Source organism: Peribacillus sp. S4 (assembly GCF_046715815.1).
Classification (GTDB): Bacteria; Bacillota; Bacilli; order Bacillales; family DSM-1321; genus Peribacillus; species Peribacillus frigoritolerans.
Genome location: NZ_CP175708.1, coordinates 2,256,301 through 2,279,301 on the forward strand (window position 1 = coordinate 2,256,301; position 23,001 = coordinate 2,279,301).

Annotated in this window: 17 protein-coding genes, 2 pseudogenes and 1 riboswitch; of the genes and pseudogenes, 15 read left to right on the forward strand and 4 right to left on the reverse strand. The window is 39.5% G+C overall.

Features of this window, described 5'->3' with window-relative positions; translation table 11 throughout:
- Nucleotides 1–86: 86 nt before the first annotated feature.
- On the reverse strand, nucleotides 87–998 hold the full coding sequence (locus ACJ9PY_RS10770) for a LysR family transcriptional regulator (protein ID WP_057275948.1): 912 nt from the start codon (nucleotides 996–998) through the stop codon (nucleotides 87–89).
- A gap of 426 nt (nucleotides 999–1,424) precedes the next feature.
- On the opposite strand from ACJ9PY_RS10770, the gene ACJ9PY_RS10775 reads away from it, so the two are divergent.
- From ACJ9PY_RS10775 to ggt, 4 genes are all read left to right on the forward strand, one after another.
- Complete coding sequence (locus tag ACJ9PY_RS10775; protein ID WP_098186698.1) at nucleotides 1,425–2,399, forward strand: TAXI family TRAP transporter solute-binding subunit; 975 nt, start codon at nucleotides 1,425–1,427, stop codon at nucleotides 2,397–2,399.
- 83 nt (nucleotides 2,400–2,482) lie between these two features.
- Nucleotides 2,483–2,989 carry a DUF1850 domain-containing protein gene (locus ACJ9PY_RS10780; protein WP_250161079.1) on the forward strand — a complete coding sequence of 169 codons (507 nt, stop codon included), beginning with the start codon at nucleotides 2,483–2,485 and terminating at the stop codon, nucleotides 2,987–2,989.
- A gap of 10 nt (nucleotides 2,990–2,999) precedes the next feature.
- Nucleotides 3,000–4,976 (forward strand): TRAP transporter permease, encoded by a 1,977-nt coding sequence (locus ACJ9PY_RS10785; RefSeq protein WP_411740261.1) that lies wholly within the window; start codon nucleotides 3,000–3,002, stop codon nucleotides 4,974–4,976.
- Between the two features lie 217 nt (nucleotides 4,977–5,193).
- Nucleotides 5,194–7,269, forward strand: coding sequence for a gamma-glutamyltransferase (gene ggt, locus ACJ9PY_RS10790; RefSeq protein ID WP_411739987.1), 2,076 nt, complete (start codon nucleotides 5,194–5,196; stop codon nucleotides 7,267–7,269).
- A gap of 97 nt (nucleotides 7,270–7,366) precedes the next feature.
- Here ggt and ACJ9PY_RS10795 read toward each other — a convergent pair whose 3' ends face one another.
- Entirely contained in the window at nucleotides 7,367–7,834 is a 468-nt protein-coding gene (locus tag ACJ9PY_RS10795; protein WP_411739988.1) for an SRPBCC domain-containing protein, read from the reverse strand.
- 724 nt (nucleotides 7,835–8,558) lie between these two features.
- Between ACJ9PY_RS10795 and ACJ9PY_RS10800 the strand changes: the two genes are divergently transcribed.
- The 6 genes from ACJ9PY_RS10800 to ACJ9PY_RS10825 all read left to right on the forward strand — a co-directional run bounded on the left by ACJ9PY_RS10800 (nucleotide 8,559) and on the right by ACJ9PY_RS10825 (nucleotide 16,770).
- Entirely contained in the window at nucleotides 8,559–8,963 is a 405-nt protein-coding gene (locus ACJ9PY_RS10800; protein ID WP_411739989.1) for a VOC family protein, read from the forward strand.
- A gap of 604 nt (nucleotides 8,964–9,567) precedes the next feature.
- Nucleotides 9,568–12,183 (forward strand): phosphoenolpyruvate synthase, encoded by a 2,616-nt coding sequence (ppsA, locus tag ACJ9PY_RS10805; RefSeq protein ID WP_411739990.1) that lies wholly within the window; start codon nucleotides 9,568–9,570, stop codon nucleotides 12,181–12,183.
- A 469-nt stretch (nucleotides 12,184–12,652) separates the two neighbouring features.
- Complete coding sequence (gene hutG / locus ACJ9PY_RS10810; protein ID WP_057275942.1) at nucleotides 12,653–13,609, forward strand: formimidoylglutamase; 957 nt, start codon at nucleotides 12,653–12,655, stop codon at nucleotides 13,607–13,609.
- A 325-nt stretch (nucleotides 13,610–13,934) separates the two neighbouring features.
- The gene (locus tag ACJ9PY_RS10815) at nucleotides 13,935–14,090 is read left to right on the forward strand and encodes a hypothetical protein (RefSeq protein ID WP_156404305.1); all 156 of its coding nucleotides are present in this window, start codon (nucleotides 13,935–13,937) and stop codon (nucleotides 14,088–14,090) included.
- A gap of 59 nt (nucleotides 14,091–14,149) precedes the next feature.
- On the forward strand, nucleotides 14,150–14,821 hold the full coding sequence (locus ACJ9PY_RS10820) for an SOS response-associated peptidase (protein WP_411739991.1): 672 nt from the start codon (nucleotides 14,150–14,152) through the stop codon (nucleotides 14,819–14,821).
- 334 nt (nucleotides 14,822–15,155) lie between these two features.
- Nucleotides 15,156–15,263, forward strand: a riboswitch (SAM riboswitch).
- Between the two features lie 190 nt (nucleotides 15,264–15,453).
- Entirely contained in the window at nucleotides 15,454–16,770 is a 1,317-nt protein-coding gene (locus tag ACJ9PY_RS10825; RefSeq protein WP_411739992.1) for a Na+/H+ antiporter NhaC family protein, read from the forward strand.
- Between the two features lie 152 nt (nucleotides 16,771–16,922).
- On the opposite strand, the gene ACJ9PY_RS10830 is transcribed toward ACJ9PY_RS10825, so the two are convergent.
- Nucleotides 16,923–17,468, reverse strand: a complete 546-nt coding sequence (locus tag ACJ9PY_RS10830; RefSeq protein ID WP_306804779.1) for a chromate transporter — start codon at nucleotides 17,466–17,468, stop codon at nucleotides 16,923–16,925.
- A gap of 48 nt (nucleotides 17,469–17,516) precedes the next feature.
- A complete protein-coding gene (locus ACJ9PY_RS10835) occupies nucleotides 17,517–18,146 on the reverse strand; it encodes a chromate transporter (RefSeq protein ID WP_411739993.1) in 630 nt (209 codons plus the stop codon).
- 244 nt (nucleotides 18,147–18,390) lie between these two features.
- Between ACJ9PY_RS10835 and ACJ9PY_RS10840 the strand changes: the two genes are divergently transcribed.
- The 5 genes and pseudogenes from ACJ9PY_RS10840 to ACJ9PY_RS10860 all read left to right on the forward strand — a co-directional run bounded on the left by ACJ9PY_RS10840 (nucleotide 18,391) and on the right by ACJ9PY_RS10860 (nucleotide 22,831).
- Nucleotides 18,391–19,269: a LysR family transcriptional regulator gene (locus tag ACJ9PY_RS10840; RefSeq protein ID WP_057275938.1), complete on the forward strand. Its 879-nt coding sequence runs from the start codon at nucleotides 18,391–18,393 to the stop codon at nucleotides 19,267–19,269.
- A 236-nt stretch (nucleotides 19,270–19,505) separates the two neighbouring features.
- Nucleotides 19,506–19,820, forward strand: a pseudogene (locus ACJ9PY_RS10845) (transposase); the annotation flags it as partial.
- A gap of 207 nt (nucleotides 19,821–20,027) precedes the next feature.
- The gene (locus ACJ9PY_RS10850) at nucleotides 20,028–20,498 is read left to right on the forward strand and encodes a DUF2975 domain-containing protein (protein ID WP_411739994.1); all 471 of its coding nucleotides are present in this window, start codon (nucleotides 20,028–20,030) and stop codon (nucleotides 20,496–20,498) included.
- A 21-nt stretch (nucleotides 20,499–20,519) separates the two neighbouring features.
- A pseudogene (locus ACJ9PY_RS10855) lies at nucleotides 20,520–20,591 on the forward strand (helix-turn-helix domain-containing protein); the annotation flags it as partial.
- A gap of 248 nt (nucleotides 20,592–20,839) precedes the next feature.
- Complete coding sequence (locus ACJ9PY_RS10860) at nucleotides 20,840–22,831, forward strand: alkyl/aryl-sulfatase (protein WP_411739995.1); 1,992 nt, start codon at nucleotides 20,840–20,842, stop codon at nucleotides 22,829–22,831.
- Nucleotides 22,832–23,001 lie beyond the last annotated feature (170 nt).

Sequence of the window (23,001 nt, forward strand, 5' to 3'; positions counted from 1 at the left end):
AGAGAAATGGGGCTTTTTAACACCGATAAGTATCATTCATTTTACTATAATTACCTCACTTCGCAGCAATTACCCAACCAAGAATCTTACATATTGTTAAAATCATCATCATTTTCTAACGTTTTCAAAATATGCTTAGTCAGAATGGAGGCATCCGTGTTTTTCCATACTGCCGATATCGAACTGGTTAATTCCGAGTTATCGATGTTCAAGGCTTTTACTTGGCTTTTTCCCAACAAACTCACCATATCTTCCGGCATGAGGGCTACGCCTAAGTTATTGGATATTAGATTGGCAATAGTCAGTAATTCAGAGCCTTTACATAATTCTTTAGGTGAAAATCCAGCCGTCAGACAAGCCTTTTCCAAAAGGAATTGAAGGGAATGCGCTTGAACGGCATCATAATGGATAAAAGGTTCGTCTTTTGCTTCGTATAAATGTATGGCCTCTTTTTGGGCTAGTGGATGATCCATGGAGACGACTAATTGTAAAGGGAACCTCATGAATTCAATCATGCTTAATCCTTCATTGGCGATGATGTCACTGTGAATGGGCGTTCGGATGAAACCGATGTGATAATTTTGTTGGTTTACGAGTTTTACTGCTCTTGAAGATGTTGTTTCATGCACGTAAAACTCTGTTTCCGGGTATTGCCCCACGATCTTTTTCAATAATTTTGGGATATATATACTAGCTGCAGAGGGTACGGTAGCAATCTTCAGTTTAGGTTTGGGGATGGTTTTGTTTTCAACTATGTAATTCACTGTTTTCTCGATATCTTCAAAGGAAGGCGCAAGCTTTTTATAGATGTATTCTCCTTCTTCCGTCAATGTAATTTTTCTTGTCGTTCGATTCAATAATTTAAAGCCTAATTGTTTTTCGAGGGATAAAATCTGTTGGCTAAGTCCGGGCTGGGATATATGCAGGGTTTTGGAAGCCTCACTGAAACTAAGATGGTTAGAAACCTCTATGAAATAGCGGAGGGATAGGTAATTCAAACAATCACCCACTTCAATTGGATTTGAGTAACAAGGCTAAAGAAAGGGGGAATCCCTAATATTCCCTCGCAAAAAAAAGCTGGATATAAAATTTAAGGTTAGAAGATCATTTTATAATATAGACTTATAAGTTTATAACAATAATATATTTCTAAAATGGAAGAGTCAATATTATCCTTAAAGAAAGGAAGAATAGGTAATAAAAGGTAGAATATTACTATTGGATAGCGGATTTTCCTTGTTTTTAATAGGTGTTTATACATATTTGTGTTTGTTATTCTGATTTCTTTAAAAAAATTTAAATCAATTACTAGTCCTTTTTGATTATATGTCTGATTTTGTAAAAAAAGGGAAAGTGAGGCGGTCGGTAGAATAATAACACTATCATCTCCTGCGGATGAAGAAAACATATGAGGGGGGAATTTTATGAAAAGATTTCATAGGTGCTTTTTATTGGTCATGATTTTGACGGTCACCGGTATTATCACAGCTTGTAAAGACAGCAATGAAGGTGCTTCAGGCAGCGGTAGCCAAAACTTGAGTCTGTTGACTGGTGGAACGGGTGGTACATATTATCCGCTTGGAGGACAAATTGGAAAAATCATTTCCGATAAAACAAAAGCGAACATAACACCTCAGACATCTGGCGCCTCCGCCGAAAATATGGAAACGTTAAGGGCTGGAGAGGCTGAAATCGCTTTTTCGCAAACGGATATCGCGGCATATGCACTTGAAGGAACAGAAATGTTCGACGGGAAACCCATTGACAATATTATGGCGATCAGCTCTTTATATCCTGAAACTGTTCAAATTGTAACGACTGCAAAAAGCGGAATTAAATCAATCGAGGATTTAAAAGGTAAAAAGGTATCAGTAGGCGCACCGGGTTCTGGTGCTTACATCAATGCCATGCAAATCCTGGAGATTCATGGGTTGTCTGAAAAGGATATTAAAGGGCAGAATCTATCTTTCGATGAGTCGGCGGAAGGAATCCAAGCAGGCAATATTGACGCAGCTTTCATCACGGCAGGCACGCCTACTGGTGCAGTTGAAGCGCTATCCGTCCAAAATGATATTTTGGTTCTGCCTATTGCAGATGACAAAATTCAAGCATTGGTTAAAAAGTACCCATACTATGCTGAAGATACAATTCCTAGTGGTACGTACAAAATCAAATCCGAGGTAAAAACAGTTGCTGTTAAAGCGATGTTAGTGGTCACTAAGGATCTTGATGAAGATTTAGTTTATGAAATGACTAAAGCAGTTTATGACAACACTGATCAAATCACACATGCAAAAGGCAAGTTCATTACAGCAAAGACTGCACTTGAAGGATTAGGGGAAATGGAAGTTCATCCTGGAGCAGCAAAATACTTTAAAGAAAAAGGCGTTTCCAAGTAATGCAATTGGGTCGGTAGCTCGCTTTATGTGGCCTATCGGCTTCGTTTTTTCTGAATGTGAAACTGGTTATGAAAGGGGTGTCTATGAAATTCAAGAGATTCATGGCTTTTGGTACACCTCTGCTCATCGCTTTTTTATTCTTTTTTCCTTATAAGCATGTAATAGCCTTTTCATACGAGGACCAAGGGGAATTAGTCGCATACTTTCCTTTGGAAAAAGAAAAGGAGTTCAAGATTAAGTATACACACTCCATCCACCTCACAGATGTTTTGGAATCATATCGGTTATCGGATAAGCAAATCGAACAAACCGAACTTGCCTATGATGATTTTGCGGTCGGTATGCCTTCCAATGCAGAGGGTGAGGAAATATTCGAAGAAAAAGACGGTACCTACTTCATAAAAAATATGCAACGCACTTTCACCTATATAGATTTACGGGTAGGACAAGTTAAAGCCAACCATCGATTAATATATGATGAAAAAACATACACATTGGCAGACTTCATTAAACCAGGGACATGGGTGAGAATTTCTTCGGAAAGAATTTCATTATGGGAACAGTTGAAGGGAGTGAAGATTAGTGGCTGATAATGAAAAAATGAAATATTTAACCGAAGCAGAACAACAGGAATTATTGGAAAAATATGACCCAGAGGCCGGAACTAGAAAATTAACAGGTGTCTTGGGCCACATTGCATTTTTTGGACTTTTAGCTTTTTCGTTATTCCAATTATATACAGCCATTTTTGGCGTTTTTACAGCACAAATCCAACGGACGATACATTTAGGGTTTGCACTCTCCTTAGTATTTTTACTATTTCCTGCAAACCGAAAGAAGGGTCAAAAAGGAAAATTTCAAATTGCCTGGTACGATATCATATTAGCGATCCTTAGTATTGGGGTAGGTGCATATTGGCCCTTATTTTTCGAAGATATCGTCATGAATGTAGGACGTTTGGGCGTATTGGATTTTGCAGTCGGTTTAATGGCCATTCTGCTGGTTTTGGAAGCGACCAGGCGTGCAGTTGGCCTTCCTATCATGGTCATTGCTTTATTATTCATTTTCTATGGGGTTTTTGGACCGTATATGCCAGGATTCCTTGCTCATCGCGGTTTGACCCTGGAGCGACTGGTGCAAACGATGTTCTTCTCGACAGAGGGAATTTTAGGTACTCCGCTAGCGGTGTCATCGACATTCATCTTCCTATTTCTACTGTTTGGATCTTTTCTGGTCCGAACAGGCGTCGGTCAATACTTTAATGATCTCTCTACCGCAATTGCCGGCAGACGGATAGGGGGACCTGCAAAGGTTGCGATTTTTTCAAGTGCTCTTCAAGGAACGATTAGCGGGAGCTCTGTGGCTAATGTTGTGACATCAGGAGCATTTACGATACCGATGATGAAAAATCTTGGATATAAGAAGGAATTTGCCGGGGCAGTGGAGGCGGCTGCTTCGACAGGCGGTCAATTGATGCCTCCGGTAATGGGGGCAGCGGCATTCTTAATGGTTGAGTTCATTGGGAATGGAATAACGTATTGGGATATAGCAAAGGCGGCTGCGATTCCAGCTATCCTTTATTTTTCAGGAATTTGGATCATGACCCATTTTGAAGCGAAAAGACTTGGGCTGCGTGGGTTAACGCAAGAAGAGATGCCGAGTAAAAAGGAAGTGTTCGGCAAGTTTTATTTACTAATACCGATTCTTGCCATTATCATTTTGCTCATGGCGAATATCACGGTAACACATGCAGCACTGTATTCCATCGCCATCTCGGTTCTTGTAGGTTTCATAAACAAGGATGTCCGCATGAAATTCATCGATATCATCTATGCATTGGTGGATGGAGCCCGAACAGCTCTTGCAGTGGCCGCTGCAACAGCAGCAGCAGGCATTATTGTCGGTATCGTCACGAAAACTGGGCTAGGGCTTAAGCTTGCTAATGGCTTGATTGATTTATCTGGTGGATATTTGATTCCAACACTGATGCTAACTATGGTAGCGGCACTTATATTAGGTATGGGTTCACCTACGACTGCCAATTATGTAATCACCTCGACGATTGCAGCGCCTGCGATAATTTTGCTTGGTGTTCCTGATCTATCTGCACATTTATTCGTTTTCTATTTTGGCATTATAGCAGATATAACCCCTCCAGTTGCTTTAGCGGCATTTGCAGCGGCAGGGGTAGCGGGAGGCGAGCCGATAAAAACGGGGATTGAGTCATCGAAACTTGCCATCGCTGCATTCATCATTCCATATATTTTTGTTCTCTCCCCGCAAATGCTAATGATCGATACAACTTGGATGGAGGTTGCATGGGTAGTACTTACTGCAATGGCAGGTATGATTGCAATTGGGGCGGGTGTCATAGGTTACTGGATGAGGGGAATGAACTGGTTAGAAAGAGTCCTCGCCGTAATCGTAGGTTTACTATTGATCTACCCTGAAACGGTATCGGACATCATTGGGATATCCGCTTTTATCGTGTTGCTGGCTATACAATATCTTTGGAAAAATGACAATCACGACAGCTCTAAGATCTTAGAAAATAACCAAAGCATTGAGAAAAGTTGACCCTGCGAATATCAATCCGGAAGTAAAGGGTAGAGCTTAACCATTCGGGGGGGTGATTTTTTGAAGTGAAGCATCATTGGGAATGCAACGAAAATGGGAATGTGCAGGGTGTTTTTTATCGAGACAACCAGCATATTCCTACAAGAGAATTCTGCTCGTATATCCACTTGCCTTATGATAAAACCCAATTTGTTTTATTTTGAAAGGAGACTAATTCATGAAATTTTTAAAAAGTTTTATTTTAGTTACTTTCAGTTTCTTTTGTATGATCACACCGGCTTTTGCAAGTGTTCCTGGAGTGGATGGGTCAATGGGAAAGGGTTTTACAAATGGAATCGTATCAGTTTCTCATCCGTTAGCAGCTGAAGCGGGTATAGAGATACTAAAACAAGGCGGAAATGCAGTCGATGCAGCGGCAGCCATTCAATTATCGTTAAATGTGGTTGAACCAATGATGTCTGGAATCGGCGGCGGTGGTTTTATCATGATTTATAATAAAAAGGAAAATAAAATAACGATGATCGAAAATCGCGAAATGGCACCTCAAAATGTTACGCCTAAACTTTTTTTAGATGAAAAGGGAAAACCTATTCCTTTTAGTAAGCGGCATACATCCGGGAAAGCGGTTGCAGTTCCTGGGACTCTTATGGGGGTGGAGACTTCTCTTGAGAAATATGGAACATTGAAATTATCACAAGTCATAGGCCCGGCCATTAAACAAGCTGAAGAAGGGGTAAAAGTCAATTGGGCAACAGCGCAATATATCGATGAAAATGTAACAAAGCTTAAAAATAACCAATCGGCTGCAAAAGTTTTTGTACCAGACGGAAAGCCGTTGGGAGAGGGAGACACCCTCGTTCAGCCAGACCTGGCAAAGACTCTTAAGTTAATAAAAAAACAAGGTTCTGACGTTTTTTATAAAGGAGAAATCGGGGAAGCGCTTACCGAAGAAGTTCAAAAGCGTGAAGGAACGATGACAACTGAGGATTTGGAAAACTATGAAGTGAAGGAAAGAGAGCCGATTAAATCGGAATATAGGGGATTTGAAGTGGTAGGGGCAGCTTCACCAAGCTCAGGCAGTTTGACTGTTCTGCAAATCCTGGAGCTTATGGAAGGATACGATGTGCAAAAGATGGGGGCCAACTCACCTGAGTATCTTCATCACCTAACCGAAGCCATGCATCTTGCTTTTGCCGATCGCGCTGCTTATATGGCGGATGAGGATTTTTATGATGTACCAACAGAGGGACTATTAGATGAAGATTATATTAAAGAAAGAAGAAAACTCATCAATCCAAATAGATCAACAGCTGATGTCAAAGCGGGCGATCCATGGAAGTATGAGGGCAAAGAACCCACTGCAATGAAGATGGTAAAAGAAGAGAAAACCCCAATCGGACAAACGACTCACTTTTCTGTAATGGATAAGTGGGGAAATATGGTAGCTTATACGACTACAATCGAGCAAGTATTCGGATCTGGTATCATGGTACCAGATTATGGGTTCATGCTAAATAATGAAATGACGGATTTTGATGCCACACCGGGTGGAGTTAACCAGGTGGAACCAGGAAAAAGACCAAGAAGCAGTATGTCCCCGACCTTCGTATTAAAAGATGGAAATCCCTTCATGGCCATTGGTTCACCAGGAGGAGCGACGATAATCGCATCGGTATCTGAAACGATCATGAACGTGCTTGATCATAAAATGCTCATTCAAGATGCCATATATGCGCCACGTATTTATTCTGCTGGTTATCCGACAGTAAGATGGGAACCGGGAATTGAACAAAATACAAGGCTTGAGTTAATGGCTAAAGGCCATGTTTATGAAGAAAAACCGCAACATATCGGAAATGTGCAAGCAGTTATTTATGATTATGAAAAGGGAAAAATGTATGGAGGAGCCGATAATACGAGAGAAGGAACTGTTCAAGGTGTGTATGATGTTTCCCATAAATCGAAAAAGCCGAAAGAAATAAAAGAAGAAAAAAAGGGACCGTTTACCTTAAAAGTGAATGGAGCCGTTTATCCTTATACAGCTGATCAAATGAAACTGATCGATGAAAAACCCTATATCCAATCAGATAAATTGCTACTAGGTTTGGGTGTAATCCAAACAAGGGATTTAGAAACATTTAAACCAGATAAAAAATCGTATCTACCTGTGTTAGGAGTAGCGAAATCATTAGGGTATAAAACAAAATGGAACGAAAAAGACAAAGAGGCACTATTGGAAAAAGATCCGGCGGATATTGAGGATCCGGACGAAGATGGCAGTGTCACGAATTGATTGCTTTTCTAAGTCCGCTCGGGAACTTGATTACTAAATGAACCTAAACTTGACAACCCCGGAGTTCTCTATGTAAAGAGAGGTCTGGGGTTGTTTTTTAGTCATATGAAATAGTAGAGAGGTAGTCAGCCAGTTGAACGAAGGTTCCTGAAAAGCCCTCCTGAACCATTTCCTCCTCGGTTGGGGATACAGGTGCCCCAATCACCGTAAGTATTGTTTTACCTACATGCTCGGTGAATGTAAAAGTATTGAGAGTTTCCAATGGCCAGTTGTCGTTAAAAGGAGCACGTACGATGTTACCCATTTCATCAGAAAAGAAAGAGGGGTAAACGAGTTTATCTGGGGCATTTACATGATAAACAAATTTGACCCACATTACATTACCATCAGGAGATGTCTGGCTGTAATGGAAAACACCTTCCTGGCGAAGCTCAAACTTAGAAATATCAAAAGCCCATCCTTTTAGGCCCCGCCAGTTCTGCAGATGTTCTGATTCGGTAAAAGCCTTAAATACAAGCTCGCGAGGAGCATTGAAACTGCGGGTGATTTCGGTTTTTGGAAACATTTTATTCCTCCAATTATTTCAGTTAATGTTCCAAGCTGTCGAGTCTTTCTTCCCATATTTCACAATACTGTTCAAACCAAATGTTTAATGCTAAAGGGCTCTGGACGAAGCTTGTAAATTCGACGAATTACTTCCGCATAAATTCCACTACTCCTGATTTATGAAGCCCACTTATATATTTGGATGCCAATGGGTGCCGAATCTGAAGTCGTTCTGCATATTTTCCCGCGGTGAAAGGGCCGTTTCTATTGAGTTCACCATTCCCACTCGAAGAGTAATTAATAATGTAGTATTCATCTTTACCCCGCGATTTTTTGAATTATAGTCCTTTGGGTGAGATATAAACAAACAGGAATATTCGCGTCAAATAATATTGAAGAAATGTATTGTTGCCCTACAAGAGGCGGTACCAAAAATATCCTTCCCCTAAAATGAAAAATGAGCGCTGATCCTTGTTCCGGGATAGTGCCGCATTGTGGATATCATTATAAGTTTTGTTGGTGAAATCACGTTCTATTTTTGGAAACCGTTTACCATGCTGTACGTCGAGAATATAACAATGCTATTTTTGTGCATAATGATATAGGTTTAAGTTTTATTAAAAAAGAACGATCAGAAGTTTTTATTTGAAAACAGAACTAATGTTCGTGTATGCTTGTAACGATGATAATCTTGGTACTGAATATTACTAAGGAATCCAATCTTGATTCAAAGGAGAATGAAAATGATTAAACCATATTTAATGTTTAACAGAGAATGTGAAAAGGCTTTCAAATTGTATATCGAGGCTTTTGGCGGGGAAATTATTGCTATGCAAAAATATAGTGAGATCCCATCAAGCCCAGACTTTCCTGTAGAAGAGAGTGATAAAGACCTTGTTCTTTACTCACAATTAAGATTAACAGAAGATGGAATTATAATGGGGTCTGATTCAAACCGTAAATTGAATGATAGTGACAAAGTGGTTGTAAGTGTGGAGCTGAACTCGGAGGAACAAGCTAGAAAGGCATGGAACATATTAAAAGAAGAGGGATCCATACATATGGATCTTCATGAAACATTCTTTGCGAAACTTCACGGTTCGTTGAAGGATAAATTTGGTGTTTCATGGATGTTTACTGTCAATTAAAACCATTCTTAGATCATAGTCCATAGAAATCCTTATTTGTAAAAGTCTTTTAGGTACAAAAATTGGAGAATGTATAAGTAGGGGGGCATCAATTATTTGGGAAGGTAAAAATTTTAAAAATTCTCAATAAAGCTCGGACGCTTTAATGGAGTATCTAAAAAATCCCGATTTCTTAATACTAAGAAACCGGGATTTTTACTATTGGAGTTTATTAAGGTTGTACATCCGTATTTTCCCTTAAGCTGAAATAAATGATTGGATATTCGGAAATCATTTATGTGAGTTGTCTTGTAAAATGGGGTTTTCTGACTTTGTATTTACTACAATTGTGGTCATGAAAACACATTGAAAAAAATGAAAAACTGTGTTAAATTTATATAGATACACCAATTTAGTATTTTGTATAAATTATACCCTATTATAATTATACAACATAATTTCCTTCTCAGTCAATCCTTATTTTTATTTTTTTAAAGGAGTGTTTGATAGGAACATGGAACTTCAGTAGGAGCAAGAACGACCGGACAGCGTTAATGGTTGATCACATGAACAATTTTTGTCATATGATTGTCTTGGTATTAAGCGATAAATAGGAGGGAAAGAAATGAAACCATATGTACTGGAGTTTCGGGAGATCGATAAAACGAAACAAATGGTGGTCGGTGGCAAAGGGATGAATTTGGGCGAATGCTCGAAGATTGATGGAATTCTTGTACCAGAAGGATTTTGTGTTACTACTGAGGCATTTAAAAGAGTCATTGGGGAAAATGATGAGCTTCATCAATTACTCGATCAGCTTGCAGTACAAAAAGTGGACGAACGAAAAAGAATAAGTGAAATTAGCAGGAAGATTCGTGATCTGATTGAGGGAATCGAGATCGACAAGGGGATCGAAGAAGATATCGACCGATGTCTCTTAACTTTTGGCTTCGAGCATGCATATGCTGTTCGTTCTAGCGCTACAGCCGAAGATCTTCCATTTGCCTCCTTTGCAGGTCAACAGGATACCTATCTAAACATCAAAGGAAAAGATTCAATTTTACAACATATTAGTAAGTGCTGGGCTTCACTATTTACTGATCGTGCTGTGATTTACCGAATGCAAAACGGATTTGACCATCGCAAGGTTTATCTGTCTGTTGTTATTCAAAGGATGATTTTTCCACAAGCTTCCGGAATACTATTTACAGCTGATCCAGTTTCCTCAAACCGCAAGGTGCTTTCGATCGATGCTAGCTTTGGGCTGGGTGAGGCACTTGTCTCTGGCTTAGTGTCTGCGGACAATTATAAAGTGCAAGAAGGTAGGATTGTGGAGAAGAAGATTTCTGCCAAAAAGTTGGCTATATATGCACGAAAAGAAGGCGGAACGGTGGAAAAGGAAATTGAGCCGGGGCAGCAGGTTTTATCGACCCTGTCAGATGAGCAAGTGTTGGGGCTTGAAAGGATTGGCAGAAAGCTTGAAGCGCATTTTGGCTGTCCGCAAGATATCGAATGGTGTTTGGTTGATGATACATTTTATATTGTCCAGAGCCGTCCAATCACTACTTTATACCCCATCCCAAAAGCGAATGATCAAGAGAATCACGTTTATGTATCTGTCGGTCATCAACAAATGATGACTGACGCCATGAAACCATTGGGATTATCTTTTTGGCTGTTAACGACTCCTGCACCCATGCGTATAGCTGGCGGAAGGTTGTTTGTTGATGTCACACATATGGTGGCTTCACCTGAAAGCAGAAAAATGTTAGTAGAGGCCATGGGACAACACGACCCGCTCATGAAAGACGCACTCATTAACATAATAGAGCGAGGGGATTTCATAAAATCTGTACCAAATGATAAGCAAGAACAGAGTTCCGGTAAAAGCAATAAAAGTGTGCCGTCTGCGGATTCTAGGGCACAAATTGAAAACGACCCGACAATCGTTTCTGATTTGATTAAACGTAGTCAAACATCGATAGAAGAATTAAAACAAAACATCCAAACGAAATCAGGTTCGGAGTTATTTGATTTCATTCTGGAAGATATCCAGATATTAAAGAAGATTTTATTTGACCCACAAAGTTCAGCTGTGTTTATGGCTGCTATAGATGCATCATCATGGATCAATGAAAAAATGAATAAGTGGTTAGGTGAAAAAAACGCAGCCGACACGCTTTCTCAATCTGTACCAAACAATATAACTTCAGAAATGGGTCTGGCCCTAATGGATGTCGCAGATGTGATACGTCCTTATCCAAAAGTAATTGATTATTTACAACAAGTAAAAGATGATAATTTTATGGATGAACTAGTTAAGTTTGATGGTGGTCAGGAAACTCAGGATGCTATCTATGATTATCTCGGCAAATACGGAATGCGATGTGCTGGAGAAATCGATATTACTAAAACCCGTTGGAGCGAAAAACCAACTACACTTGTCCCCGTGATTCTAAGTAATATCAAAAACTTTGAGCCTAATGCTAGCAATCTGAAATTTGAGCAAGGGCGACAGGAAGCTTTGAAAAAAGAACTAGAGATATTAGATCGATTGAAGCAATTACCGGATGGTGAACAAAAAGCCAAAGAAACAAAACGAATGATCAGTCTAATCCGGAATTTCATCGGTTATCGGGAATATCCAAAATACGGCATGGTTAACCGCTACTTCGTTTATAAGCAGTCTTTACTCAAAGAAGCCGAACAACTCGTACAAGCCAACGTTATTCATGAAAAAGAAGATATATATTATCTCACTTTTGAAGAACTTCATGAAGTCGTACGCACAAATAAACTAGATTACCAGATGATCAGCAAACGAAAAGACGAGTACAGATTATATGAAAAACTTACTCCACCACGTGTTATCACGTCTGATGGTGAAATCATTGTAGGGGAGTATAAACGAGACAATCTCATGGCCGAAGCTATTGTAGGTCTACCAGTTTCTTCCGGAATTATAGAGGGCAGAGCACGCATCATCCTAAACATGGAAGATGCAGATCTAGAAGATGGAGATATACTGGTTACAACCTTCACCGATCCTAGCTGGACACCATTATTTGTATCCATAAAAGGACTCGTCACCGAAGTTGGCGGGCTGATGACCCATGGAGCAGTCATCGCACGTGAATATGGCTTACCTGCCGTTGTCGGTGTGGTAAATGCCACCAAGCTGATAAAAGATGGGCAACGTATTCGAGTAAATGGAACAGAAGGTTATATAGAAATACTATAAATCATTACATTTCTATCATAAAGAAGAACATTCGAATTAGGAGAATCATTGAAATCATGATGCTTTGGGGTTTTTGGCAAAGCCCCCTGTCACTAGGTCATATAAGGGGGCAGTAACTGAAAATTGATACTAAAGTTTAGTAAGATCAACTTGAGATCGGACCTTCTGTTAAAGGTCGCTTTTATATGATGCCAAAGCCCAATTTCTCTCTTTACAACACCGAGAAATTGGGCTTTTTGTGGATTTTATTTATAGGCAAAATCGATACGCCCTTGCTAAATCTACTGGCTTGAGCAGCAATGTCAAACGGATACAAGGAAGATATTCTCCAACAGATATATTTGTCAATATCATAAATGTACGCTGACCTTCTATAGAAATATTAAATTTTTGTATTGGTAATTATACATTATCTCTATTATAATTTTTAAGAAAGATATTTCGGAATTTTTAAAATAAAGGAGAAATTATGTATACTCACCCGACTTTAAAATATTGGAATGGAAGAATTGATTCCCAAACTGACCTGGACAGCTTCAGATACCACCAAAGAGTGCGCTTGGCACCCATTTCGGAATTAGCCACCTCTTCCAATGCATCACGAACTTTTGGACTGATTGGCTTTAAATGTGATGAAGGCGTCAAAAGGAATAAAGGCAGGGTTGGTGCTGCCGAGGGTCCTGATCATATTAGGCAATCGTTGGCAAAATTACCTTGTCATTTACCTTCCCAAACCGAGCTGGTGGATGCTGGCGATGTAATATGTGAAAGTACAGAGATGGAAGCCGCCCAATCTCAACTGGGATCAGCTGTTGCCCGGATTTTGGAGAGTAAAGCGATTCCTATCATACTTGGGGGAGGTCACGAAACCCTGTATGGCCATTATCTTGGGATTAGGAAATCCATTGGACCAAAAGCTAGACTAGGGATTATTAATATTGACGCTCACTTTGATATGAGACCTTATGAAAATGAAACTTCATCTGGCACGATGTTTAAGCAGATTTTGGACGAAGATCAAAGTTGTGGCTATTTATGTGTCGGAATTCAGAAGCAGGGGAATACGAAGGCACTGTTTGAAACTGCAGAGAGGAGTAATGTCGACTACATATTGGAAGAAGATTTGTCATTATACGAAATGGATGAAACGAAGCGGAGGATAAATGAATTCGCTAAGGAAAATGACTATATCATGCTTACATTATGTACGGATGTTATTGATTCAGCCTACGCACCTGGGGTAAGTGCACCATCGCCGTTTGGACTGGATCCGAAATTGGTCCGTGCCATTATTAGGCATATCGTATCGAATGAAAAGATCCTCTCATTTGATATCTCTGAAGTGAACCCTTCATTGGACGAAAATAATAAGACCGTTACATTGGCAGGGCATTTAATAAATGAGGTTTTGCTGCATTTTAAATAATGGACATGGGATGGCGGCAACTCCAATTCGGTCTTCCCAGAAAGAGCGTTTCTTTTCGTATCGACTGTTGGGGCTTTCCTTAATGTTATCTTCAATATTGATGCGAAAAACCTTTAAAGCCCCCAGACTGTCCATGAATCATTCATGGACAGTTTTTTGCGCCTCCTTCACAAGGATTCATGGTCCTTGGCATTGCTTCGTTCGACTAACCATTTTTAAAGTATAAAGGCATGTGGATTTTCCATGCCTCTGCTAAGTTCAATACTGATACTTATGGGTTTTTGGTTTATAATAACAACCATCTAGCCTTTTGAGGAGGGATTCCATGAATGAATATAAAGTAACGGTCAGGAATGGCAGTACCTTAATTTTGTCGGAAATCATTAAAGCTGAAGATGAAAGAGAAGTCCTTGGCACTCTTTTGATTTCCAGCGAATTATTTAATCAACCATTTACTGATATCAGGATTTTAGAAAGCTGATTTGTGCCTGCCCATTCCATTTGATACACTGTAATAAATCTTAATACGGTGGCGATATTATGTGTGGACGTTTCACTCTTTTCACTGACATAGAAGAAATAAAAGAACGGTTTGATATCCAAGGGTCATTTGATGAGGAATACCAATTCAGCTACAATATTGCTCCCTCCCAATCCGTGCTCTCCGTCATTAATGACGGGGTAAGGAACCGGATTGGATATCTTCGGTGGGGACTCATTCCTTTCTGGGCAAAAGACGAAAAAGCGGGCTACAAAATGATCAATGCCAGAGCGGAAACCATTGCTGAGAAAGCAAGCTTCAGGAATGCGTATAAGAAGAAGAGATGCTTGATAATCGCTGACTCTTTTTATGAATGGAAGAAGACACCAGAAAGAAAAATACCGATGCGGATAAAACTGAAGAATCATGCTCCATTTGGAATGGCCGGTCTCTGGGAATCCTGGAAATCTCCTGAAGGCATCAGCATCTATTCGTGCTCTGTTATAACAACTGTGCCAAATGAGCTAATGACCAGCATTCATGACCGCATGCCTGTCATCCTAAAACCAGAAGATGAAAAAGATTGGTTGAATCCTTCCATTAATGATCCTGCATATCTGCAACAGTATTTAAAATCATTCGATTCGGAACAGATGGAAGCATTTGAAGTATCGAATGATGTGAACTCGACTAAAAATAATTCACCTAACCTAATCCAACAAATTTGCTGAGAGGTCATTAGACCTCTCAGAATGTAGACAACTCGATGAAAATCGAGTTTTTCTGCATTTTTTTTATGGTTTTTACAATTTGACGTCGCCTCAAGGCACTCGCTTTTCCCCCAGGAGTCTCGCACACCCGCTCCAATCAACTTAGATCTCTTTATAAACAGTAAGGAGTGCATGTGAAACACTTTAAAAATTAACCCTTGCGAAAATAGACAAAATGCTGTACTGTTATATTTGCTTTTCAAAACGACTTTCGATGTCACGAACTCAGGCAAGTTTCCAGCGTGGTACTTTTCTGGCAGGCATCGTAATTTTTAAATAATTATATAATGTAATCTTCTTATCAAGAGAGACGGAGGGACTGGCCCGAAGATGTCTCGGCAGCGGACTTAAATGGAGTGCTGTGCCAAATCCAGCAGGCTGATTTTCGCCTGAAAGATAAGGAGGGTGTTTTTTATAAATTAAAAGACCTCTTCTTGTTATTAAATAGAAGGGGTCTTTTTTTATGCCAGTTTTTTGCTACAGCTCCATGACTGGAAAATCAGGTAGGTTCAAATTGGAGTTATTTGCGAAAACTGTTAATAGAATAAGAGCTGTGACACATGTCGCGGGAAAAATAAAAAGAGGTGTACATCATGAGTGCAAACAATAAAGGGAATCCATGGGCATTGATCCCATTTGTCGTATTTTTAATTTTATTTATTGGATCCGGAATCATCACTAAAGATTTTTATTCATTTCCGGTGATTGTAGCGATTTCCATTGCATCGGCAGCTGCATTGGCGATGAATCGGAAAGAGACATTCAATGAAAAGGTTGATATCTTCTGTAAAGGTGCCGGGGACGCCAATATTATGTTAATGGTTATCATTTTCCTTTTGGCCGGCGCTTTTGCCGAAGTTGCCAATGGCATGGGGGCAGTTGAATCAACCGTGAATCTTGCCTTAGCTGTTTTCCCCCAAAATCTATTAATGGTGGGGATTTTCATCATCGCTTGTTTTATTTCTCTATCCATGGGGACAAGCATGGGAACGATAGTTGCCCTGGCACCTATCGGGGTAGGGATTAGTGAACAAACTGATATTTCACTTGCCCTTTCAATGGCAGCCGTTATTGGTGGTGCGATGTTTGGGGATAACCTTTCATTCATTTCAGATACGACAATCGCTGCTGTTCGAACTCAGGGAACGAAAATGAAGGATAAGTTTAAAGTGAATTTTTTCATCGTTTTACCTGCAGCCATCATCACATGTGCCATCCTAGGAATTTTAACGATGGGTGAACAGGCTGACATTTCCCAACAGTCTTATGATTGGGTGAAGATTCTTCCGTATCTTTGCGTATTGGTCACTGCATTGGCAGGAGTCAATGTGTTCTTGGTCCTTTCCATCGGAATCGTATTTGCAGGAATCATCGGCTTGGCAGATGGTAGTTATCAACCGTTGGGTGTCATTCAAAAAGTTGGAGAAGGAATGGCGGGAATGTATGAAATCTCCTTCCTTGCCCTTTTAATTGCAGGTATGGTAGCCGTAATCAAACATAATGGTGGCATCGATTATCTACTCCACCTAGTGACACGAAATAGCAAATCGAAAAAAGGGGCGGAATTCAGCATTGCGGGGCTTGTTGGTTTAACGAACCTTTCAACGGCAAATAACACGATTTCGATTATTATTGCCGGGCCACTTGCCAAAAATATTTCTGAAAAGTATGGGATTGATCCGCGGAAATCGGCGAGCGTCCTTGACATTTTTGCATGTTGTATCCAAGGGTTGATCCCATATGGAGCACAACTGCTTGTTGCAGCAGGGGTAGCAAAAATTTCTCCGTTAAGCATCTTGCCGTATTCATATTACCCAATCCTGATTGGACTTTGTGGCATCATTGCCATCCTGATTGGTTTTCCACGGTTTCAGCCGGGAAATGATGAAATGAAGAAACGTACCTCTTAAAAAGAGAATATAATAATAAAACACCCTGAATCATTGGATGCAGGGTGTTTTCTGTATGGTAAATACATAAACATAATAAAGTTTTCTCACACTTTTCAATTTTTCTGCTTAATTCCGGTCCAAATTAATGATGGTTGTGTGTGAGACACCTGTCATGAATAGAGGACAACACCAACTAAACCGGAAAGAATAATTACATAGGCTGGATGCCAGCGTAATTTCATTAGGGCAAATAACGATAAACCAAAAACGAGTAATAAGCTTATCGTATGCCATGAAAAGTTCACGGCTATCATATGATTGGAAAGTGCTAAACTGATCGCTGCAAAGATGATCAAACTAGTGACAATGGGCCTTAATCCATAAAACATGGATTGAACAACTGGATAATGATTCAATTTGCTGAAAAATGTGGCTATAACGGTTACGATTATAATGGCAGGAAGCAAGATTCCTAGAGCAGATGATATGGCTCCTGCTAACCCAGCAGTGGAATAGCCAACGAGAATGGCACTATTGGCGGTGACAGGTCCTGGGGACATCCCGGAAATGGCGATTATATCGGTGAATTCCTGCGTTGTCATCCATCCATGCTGTGAGACTTCCGATTCTATTACGGGAATCATGGCGTATCCGCCTCCGAAAGATACAAAGCCGATAATAAAGAAGGTGCTAAACAACTCCCACAATTCCATCATTCCATCACATGCTTTCTTGAAAATTAGTTAGTCCCTATTTTGTGTTACCTATATGCCAGCACCCATGAAAGGTTCGAAATCATTTTCTTCTATTTTCCTATCTTTTTTGTCCATCTTGACATCGTAACCTAATTTTCTCTTAATGGAGATGGTCACAATACCGGCTAGAGCTCCTGCTATTATAACCATCACAGGGTGAAGAAAGAAGAGGACGGGAATTCCTGCTATTAAAATACAGAAAGTTGATTTGTCAACAACTGCGGTTTTTCCTATCTTGATAGCCGCATAGGCGATGATGGCTACTATGGAAGCTCTGATCGATATGAATGCGGATTCTACCTTCGGATTATCCTGAATGAAAAAATAAACAATGCCCAGGAGCAGAACAATTAAAAAGGTAGGTAATGAAACACCGATCATGGCTGCCATTGCCCCCTTCATTCCGGCAATTCGATGGCCGATAAAGGTGGCGGAGTTGATGGCGACAGCTCCCGGTACGGACTGAGATAAAGCAAAAACATCAGTAACTTCTTCGCTTTTCATCCATTTTCTCTTTTCGACCACTTCATTTTCGATTAAAGGGATCATCGCAAACCCGCCTCCGAATGTGACAGGTGCTATTTTAAAAAAGGTCCAAAATAATTGGAATAGAGTTTTCCATTGTCCTTTCATTGACATCAGTCACTTCCTTTGCATGCATTGTTTAATTCTTATCATTAACATATCAAAGAAAAAGGGCTGGGTAAATTGCAACAAAATCATCGGGTATAACAAAACGTTATACCCAGAAGATTTATCCGTTTTATTAGAATGCCGCCAAAAATTGAATAGCCTTAGAATGTATCTCACTATTTTCATTTCACCATTTACCTAATGATGCTATCATTTTAATAAACTATCTAAAAACATGGAGGTCGTTTTCTTGAAATTGGAAAATCTGAAAATGTTTTGTTTAGTGGTGGATGAAGGAAGTATAAGCCAGGCAGCGAGGTTAAGTTTCTTATCTCAGCCCGCTGTAACACGGCAGATCCATCAACTGGAAAATTATTATAACACTTTGTTATTCGACCGTGAGGAAGGAAGGCTTAGAGTTACAGAAGCAGGAAAGCTGTTATATCCTTTTGCAAAAGCCATAGTAAATGACTTCAACCATTCAAAAGAAGTGATTCAGCAATCGACGGGGAAGTACAATGCAAATCTCATAGTAGGGGCTTCCTTGACTATCGGTGAGTATTTATTGCCTAGCTTGCTTGGGAGATTCAAAAAACAACAGCCAGAAATAAAAGTGACATTGACGATAAAAAATACGCCCCGGGTTCTGGAGGATCTTTCAAACGATGTCATTGATTTGGCCTTGGTGGAAGGACTTGTGGAAAACACCGATTTTATTGTAGACAAGTTCGCCGAAGACGAATTGATATTGGTATGTCCATCCGACCACCCATGGAAAGACAGAAAAGAAATTCAGCTAGAGGAATTGGGAAATGAAAGGATGATTTGGCGTGAATCCATTTCCGGAACACGGCTTATCGTAGAAAATATGCTAAGGGAGTATGGGGTTTTAGAAAAAATTGAAAGCTACATGGAGATTGGCAGTACACAAGCGATAAAAAGTGCGGTTGAAGCCGGACTTGGAATCAGCATTTTGCCAAGGTTGACAGTGGCAAGAGAATTGGAGCAAGGCTTTTTGCGGGAAGTGGATATATACAGAATAAATATGGCAAGAAATTTATGGCTAGTCAGGAAAAACAAGCGTTTTAATAAAATAGGGGTGTCTAAATTTGTTGATTTTCTTCAATAAGGATGGGACGCTGCCTTTGTTCACTCTTACAATTGGCAGCGTTTTCAGTTTCGTGATTAACGGCGTGGCCCCGGCAGCTAGCAAAAGTCATGGTAAATTGAATATACAGCATTGATTATAAAAGCTCTTCTCTATCGGGGGGCATTATGTATTTGGTTATTCAGTCTTCGGTTAGACAAACAAAGGGGTTAATGGGCATAATAAAAGATATAATGATGGTTCGGAGATGATATAGCGTGGAGTTAAAGGAAATAAAGAAGCTCGCCGAAGAATTAAATGAAAGCGGTAAACAGCAAATTGTATATTTCTTGCAGTCTCGAACGAAACCGATGTCGGCTCCTATACGTGCAATTGATGAAATCCAGGTACAAAAGCATAAAACTAGTCTTGTCTGCCCACATTGCGACAGCCATTTTGTTGTGCGATTTGGTAAATACGTTATCAAAACATGTGCTGGAGAGGTGAAACAGCAGCGTTACAGCTGTAAAGCCTGCCATCAAACATTCAACGACCTCACAAACACGCCTCTTCAACGCACCAGAAGACCACATAAATCTAAACGGGCAGTTTTGTTGAACAAGTTGTAAATTTTAAAGTAAGAGCATTTCTTTGTAATGAGAAGTGCTTTTTATTTTTGTTAAAATTAAAAAGATATTTCAATAACAATAATAATACAAATAAAAACAATATAAATTTACTGTTATACGATAAATAATATGCTAAAATCAAGTTGTCATTAAATAGGTGAGGTGTTTTAAATGAATGTTAAACAAGGTTCAACGACTTTCTTAAAGGTAATTATTTTTCTGGCTGGAATTGCAGTGCTTGCTTTGTGTATCTGGTTGCCTGAGATAGCCGTTAGAGATGCAAGGGTACATCCAGATACGGCTTACTTCCTAATCCCCTTTTTAGTATGTGCATACGGATTCTGTATTGCGTTTTCTGTTGCGTTGTATCAAGCATATAAACTATTAACCTACATCGAAAAGAACAATGCTTTCTCTGAATTATCCCTTAAATCTTTGAAGATTATAAAGAAATGTGCTTTTACAGTCATTTTCCTCATTTTGTTAGGAATAGTAAGCTTAAGGGTGCTTGCTAAAGTTACAAGTAGTGATGATGCAGCGGGTCCTACATCATTATGTCTAATGGGTATTTTAGCAACAAGTATCATCGCAGCCATTGTGGACGCACTTCAAAAGCCATTAAAAAATGCCCCAGATATATAATGTCAAAAAATGCATGATTAACGGATATGTAAGACTTTGAATTGTCAGCCAGGTGATTTTTTGGAGAACAAAAGAGATGAAGACACTCATTAAAAACAAACACGGGGACGATAGCTCAAAGAACCGCCTTTTCACCAAGGCGGTTTCCTTATGGTCAAATATCAACATTAGGAATTTAACATTGCCTTTATATAAATAAAATTGAAGTTACTATTAGAAATAGTAAATATACTTAATGGCAAATTAATTATAAGATAAATTCATATTATTCAAAAAAATCTAAGGAAGATACTTTAACATTCGGAATAGATACAAGATATCTACTTAGAAAGGGGTATGAAATGTCCAAAATATCTTTTATTAAAGGAATTGTAACCGTTCCCATTGTTTTTGTTTTACTGGCAGGTTCTTCTGTTACAAATGCTGCTTCAGATGAGCCAATGCCGGCAACAGATGCAACAATCTCAGCAAATAAGGCTTTTTATGAACAGTTGAATTTTACTGATAAAGAAGATTTCAAGAATGCACATAAAGGTTTCATTGCGCCTTTGAATATGAATCCCATTAAAAATTCAAAAGGTGACGTGGTTTGGGATAGTAATCGATATTCATTCATCAAAGAAGATCAGCCGGCAAGTTTTACTGTAAACCCAAGCTTGTGGCGGCAGGCACAATTACAAAATATAACAGGCTTATTTAAAGTGGTAGATGGCGTTTATCAAGTTCGGGGCCAGGATTTATCAGTGCTTACCATTGTGGAAGGAAAAACAGGATTAATAGTTTTGGATACACTTTCTACAATTGAAACGGCCAAAGCCGCCATGGAGCTTTATTTTGAACACCGGCCTAAATCCCCAGTAAGTGCAATTGTTATTAGTCACAGTCATGCGGATCACTTTGGTGGTATGAAAGGCATTGCTCAATATGCTGACAATCCAGCTAAGGTGCCGATTATTGTCCCAGCAGGTTTTAACGATGAAGCGCTAAGTGAAAACATTCTTTTAGGCAATATAATGTCTCGCCGTGCAGGTTATATGTTTGGAAATCTCTTAACCGCAAATGAAAGGGGATTTGTTACTTCTGGTATTGGCCCAGGATTAAGTAACGGAACTTTTAGCTATTTACCTCCAACAATGGAAGTGAAGGATGATATTCAAACGGTGGAAATAGACGGAATTACATTTAAATTTTTATTGACGCCGGATTCGGAAGCTCCATCTGAAATGCATTATTATATCAATGATTACAAAACTTTAGTGGTAGCGGAAAACACCGGACACACGTTACATAATATTTATACATTAAGGGGAGCTAAAACCAGAGATACCCTAAAATGGGTGAAAGCACTTGATGAAACAGTTGATCTGTTTGGAAACGAAGATATAGATGCTATGGTTACAGCCCATACATGGCCCATATGGGGAAGGGACGATGTTCTGGAGCAGTTGGAAAGTCAGCGTGATTTGTACAAATATATTCATGACCAAACCATACGATTAGCTAATTTAGGACTTACACCTGATGAAATCGCGGAAGAGTTAAAGCTTCCTGAAAAGTTGGATAAAGTCTGGGCCAATCGGGGGTATTACGGAACATTGAAACACAACGTAAAAGCGGTGTATAACTTTTATTTAGGATATTTCAACGGTAATCCATCCGACTTGGATCCATTACCACAAGAGGAATCGGGCGCTAAATATGTACAGTATATGGGTGGGGAAAAGAAGGTCATTAAACAGGCAAAACTTGATTATAAAAGAGGGGAATATCGCTGGGTGGCTCAAGTCTTAAAGCATGTTGTCATGGCCAACCCGAAAAATACAGAAGCAAAAAATTTACTGGCTAAAGCTTATGAGCAATTAGGATACACAGCTGAATCTTCTGTGTGGCGTAATTTCTATCTTACTGGCGCAGACGAGTTAAGGAATGGTGTGGCAGACTCAAAGGGAAGTGGCGGAATGATGAATCTCGATACGCTGCTCAATATGCCAATGGATGATTTCCTGAAATTCTTGTCCATTAAATTAAACGGAATGAAAGCGGAAAATAAAAATATGACTTTCAATTTGACATTTACAGATTCAAAAACCAATTACACGATCGATCTGAATAATTCTGTATTGAACTTCGAAAAAGGGAAAATGGCGTTCAACCCTGATGCAGCATTAACATTAGATAGAATAACCTTCTATCAGATTGCTCTAGGACGGGAAGATTTATCCAAAATGGAAGCAGCCGGTAAAGTTGCCATTTCCGGTGATAAAAAACAGTTTGAAGATTTCCTGACTTTGCTGGATCAATTCCAACCTAAGGTTAATATCGTAACTCCGTGATAATCAAACACTTCATATTCTGAAACAAGGATGGATTGGTTACCCACGAGTCTACTTAGCAGTCTCGTGGGTTTGAATGTATTAATTAATCCTGAAGGCATCCTGTTTCGTTTTTAATTTTTTATAAAACGCTCCTAATAGTTACAGAACAAGTTTTGTAATTCGAAAGG

Excerpts from the sequence above, each read along its gene's own strand:
- ACJ9PY_RS10775 (WP_098186698.1), top strand. The coding sequence starts at position 1,425 with ATGAAAAGATTTCATAGGTGCTTTTTATTGGTCATGATTTTGACGGTC.
- ACJ9PY_RS10780 (WP_250161079.1), top strand. The coding sequence starts at position 2,483 with ATGAAATTCAAGAGATTCATGGCTTTTGGTACACCTCTGCTCATCGCT.
- ACJ9PY_RS10785 (WP_411740261.1), top strand. The coding sequence starts at position 3,000 with ATGAAATATTTAACCGAAGCAGAACAACAGGAATTATTGGAAAAATAT.
- ggt (WP_411739987.1), top strand. The coding sequence starts at position 5,194 with ATGAAATTTTTAAAAAGTTTTATTTTAGTTACTTTCAGTTTCTTTTGT.
- ACJ9PY_RS10795 (WP_411739988.1), bottom strand. The coding sequence starts at position 7,834 with ATGTTTCCAAAAACCGAAATCACCCGCAGTTTCAATGCTCCTCGCGAG.
- ACJ9PY_RS10800 (WP_411739989.1), top strand. The coding sequence starts at position 8,559 with ATGATTAAACCATATTTAATGTTTAACAGAGAATGTGAAAAGGCTTTC.
- ppsA (WP_411739990.1), top strand. The coding sequence starts at position 9,568 with ATGAAACCATATGTACTGGAGTTTCGGGAGATCGATAAAACGAAACAA.
- hutG (WP_057275942.1), top strand. The coding sequence starts at position 12,653 with ATGTATACTCACCCGACTTTAAAATATTGGAATGGAAGAATTGATTCC.
- ACJ9PY_RS10815 (WP_156404305.1), top strand. The coding sequence starts at position 13,935 with ATGAATGAATATAAAGTAACGGTCAGGAATGGCAGTACCTTAATTTTG.
- ACJ9PY_RS10820 (WP_411739991.1), top strand. The coding sequence starts at position 14,150 with ATGTGTGGACGTTTCACTCTTTTCACTGACATAGAAGAAATAAAAGAA.
- ACJ9PY_RS10825 (WP_411739992.1), top strand. The coding sequence starts at position 15,454 with ATGAGTGCAAACAATAAAGGGAATCCATGGGCATTGATCCCATTTGTC.
- ACJ9PY_RS10830 (WP_306804779.1), bottom strand. The coding sequence starts at position 17,468 with ATGATGGAATTGTGGGAGTTGTTTAGCACCTTCTTTATTATCGGCTTT.
- ACJ9PY_RS10835 (WP_411739993.1), bottom strand. The coding sequence starts at position 18,146 with ATGTCAATGAAAGGACAATGGAAAACTCTATTCCAATTATTTTGGACC.
- ACJ9PY_RS10850 (WP_411739994.1), top strand. The coding sequence starts at position 20,028 with ATGAATGTTAAACAAGGTTCAACGACTTTCTTAAAGGTAATTATTTTT.
- ACJ9PY_RS10860 (WP_411739995.1), top strand. The coding sequence starts at position 20,840 with ATGTCCAAAATATCTTTTATTAAAGGAATTGTAACCGTTCCCATTGTT.